Below are 3,071 nucleotides of genomic sequence, written 5' to 3' on the forward strand. Positions count from 1 at the left end.
TGTTCTTTAACAATCTAATCAAGTTTTCTCAAAATGAAGTTCTGAAAGAACCAAGCGTTGAACGTAGACTTTGTCTAACCGTCTGCGACCGTATTGCTTCGATGAAGTGATGGCACTGAAAGGTGACGACACTCCTTCGGGTTATATGGTCAAGTGACGAAGCGTACACGGTGGATGCCTAGGCAACTGGAGGCGATGAAAGACGTTGTAGCCTGCGAAAAGGCTCGGGGAGGTGGCAAACGACCTTTGATCCGAGCATCTCTGAATGGGGAAACCCACCTGTCTTAAGGCAGGTATCCCGCACTGAATACATAGGTGCGGGAGGCGAACGCGGGGAACTGAAACATCTAAGTACCCGTAGGAAAAGACATCAAACGAGATTCCCCAAGTAGCGGCGAGCGAACGGGGATTAGCCCTTAAGCACTGGGCCGGTTAGTGGAATGACCTGGAAAGGTCAGCCGTAGTGGGTGATAGCCCCGTACACGAAAACCCAACAGTGTGAAATCGAGTAGGTCGGGACACGTGTTATCCTGACTGAACATGGGGGGACCATCCTCCAAGGCTAAATACTCCCAGTTGACCGATAGTGAACCAGTACCGTGAGGGAAAGGCGAAAAGAACCCCTGTGAGGGGAGTGAAATAGATCCTGAAACCGTGTACGTACAAGCAGTGGGAGCCCCTTCGTGGGGTGACTGCGTACCTTTTGTATAATGGGTCAGCGACTTACATTATGTGGCGAGGTTAACCGAATAGGGGAGCCGTAGCGAAAGCGAGTCTTAACTGGGCGTCCAGTCGCATGATGTAGACCCGAAACCCGGCGATCTATCCATGAGCAGGTTGAAGGTTGAGTAACATCAACTGGAGGACCGAACCCACTAATGTTGAAAAATTAGGGGATGACTTGTGGATCGGAGTGAAAGGCTAATCAAGCCGGGAGATAGCTGGTTCTCCTCGAAAGCTATTTAGGTAGCGCCTCGGACGAATACCACTGGGGGTAGAGCACTGTTTGGGCTAGGGGGTCATCCCGACTTACCAACCCCATGCAAACTCCGAATACCAGTGAGTACTATCCGGGAGACACACGGCGGGTGCTAACGTCCGTCGTGGAAAGGGAAACAACCCAGACCGTCAGCTAAGGTCCCAAAATCCATGTTAAGTGGGAAACGATGTGGGAAGGCTCAGACAGCTAGGAGGTTGGCTTAGAAGCAGCCACCCTTTAAAGAAAGCGTAATAGCTCACTAGTCGAGTCGGCCTGCGCGGAAGATATAACGGGGCTCAAACATGGTACCGAAGCTACGGACTTGCACTTGTGCAAGTGGTAGAGGAGCGTTCTGTAAGCCGTTGAAGGTGGATTGAGAAGTCTGCTGGAGGTATCAGAAGTGCGAATGCTGACATGAGTAACGATAATGCGAGTGAAAAACTCGCACGCCGAAAGACCAAGGGTTCCTGTCCAACGTTAATCGGGGCAGGGTGAGTCGGCCCCTAAGGCGAGGCTGAAAAGCGTAGTCGATGGGAAACGGGTTAATATTCCCGTACTTGGGTGTACTGCGATGGGGGGACGGAGAAGGCTAGGCCATCCGGGCGTTGGTTGTCCCGGTTCAAGCAAGTAGGCTGAGATCTTAGGAAAATCCGGGATCTTAAGGCTGAGATGCGATGACGGTGAGACTACGGTCTCCGAAGTGGTTGATGCCCAGCTTCCAGGAAAAGCCTCTAAGCTTCAGGTACACCGAAACCGTACCCGAAACCGACACAGGTGGTCAGGTAGAGAATACCAAGGCGCTTGAGAGAACTCGGGTGAAGGAACTAGGCAAAATGGTGCCGTAACTTCGGGAGAAGGCACGCTGGCGTTAGGTGAAGTCCCTTGCGGACGGAGCTGAAGCCAGCCGAAGATACCAGGCCCCTGCGACTGTTTATTAAAAACACAGCACTGTGCAAACACGAAAGTGGACGTATACGGTGTGACGCCTGCCCGGTGCCGGAAGGTTAATTGATGGGGTTAGCTTCGGCGAAGCTCTTGATCGAAGCCCCGGTAAACGGCGGCCGTAACTATAACGGTCCTAAGGTAGCGAAATTCCTTGTCGGGTAAGTTCCGACCTGCACGAATGGCGTAACGATGGGGGCGCTGTCTCCACCCGAGACTCAGTGAAATTGAAATCGCTGTTAAGATGCAGTGTATCCGCGGCTAGACGGAAAGACCCCGTGAACCTTTACTACAGCTTCACACTGGACTTTGAGCTTGCTTGTGTAGGATAGGTGGGAGGCTTTGAAGCGGTGACGCCAGTTACCGTGGAGCCAACCTTGAAATACCACCCTGGCAAGTTTGAGGTTCTAACCTAGGCCCGTTATCCGGGTCAGGGACCGTGTGTGGTGGGTAGTTTGACTGGGGCGGTCTCCTCCCAAAGAGTAACGGAGGAGCACGAAGGTACCCTAAGCATGGTCGGAAATCATGCGGTTAGTGTAATGGCACAAGGGTGCTTGACTGCGAGACGGACAGGTCGAGCAGGTACGAAAGTAGGTCATAGTGATCCGGTGGTTCTGTATGGAAGGGCCATCGCTCAACGGATAAAAGGTACTCCGGGGATAACAGGCTGATACCGCCCAAGAGTTCACATCGACGGCGGTGTTTGGCACCTCGATGTCGGCTCATCACATCCTGGGGCTGAAGCCGGTCCCAAGGGTATGGCTGTTCGCCATTTAAAGTGGTACGCGAGCTGGGTTTAGAACGTCGTGAGACAGTTCGGTCCCTATCTGCCGTGGACGTTGGAAAATTGAGAAGAGCTGCTCCTAGTACGAGAGGACCGGAGTGGACGAACCCCTGGTGTTCGGGTTGTGATGCCAATCGCATTGCCCGGTAGCTACGTTCGGACAGGATAACCGCTGAAAGCATCTAAGCGGGAAGCCCCCTTCAAGATGAGTTTTCCCTGAGACTTCGAGTCTCCTAAAGGGCCCAGGAAGACTACCTGGTTGATAGGCAGGGTGTGTAAGCGCTGCGAGGCGTTGAGCTAACCTGTACTAATTGCCCGTGCGGCTTGGCCATATAACGCCCAAGGGGTGTTGGGTCGCCGATGGAA

Annotated in this window: 1 rRNA gene; it reads left to right on the forward strand. The window is 53.2% G+C overall.

Annotation, left to right across the window (positions count from 1 at the left end):
* Positions 1 to 147 precede the first annotated feature (147 nt).
* Positions 148 to 3,037: ribosomal RNA gene (locus tag ACHUE7_RS20635) — 23S ribosomal RNA — on the forward strand.
* Positions 3,038 to 3,071 lie beyond the last annotated feature (34 nt).

This window comes from Saccharospirillum alexandrii (genome assembly GCF_043641555.1).
Lineage (GTDB): Bacteria > Pseudomonadota > Gammaproteobacteria > Pseudomonadales > Natronospirillaceae > Saccharospirillum > Saccharospirillum alexandrii_A.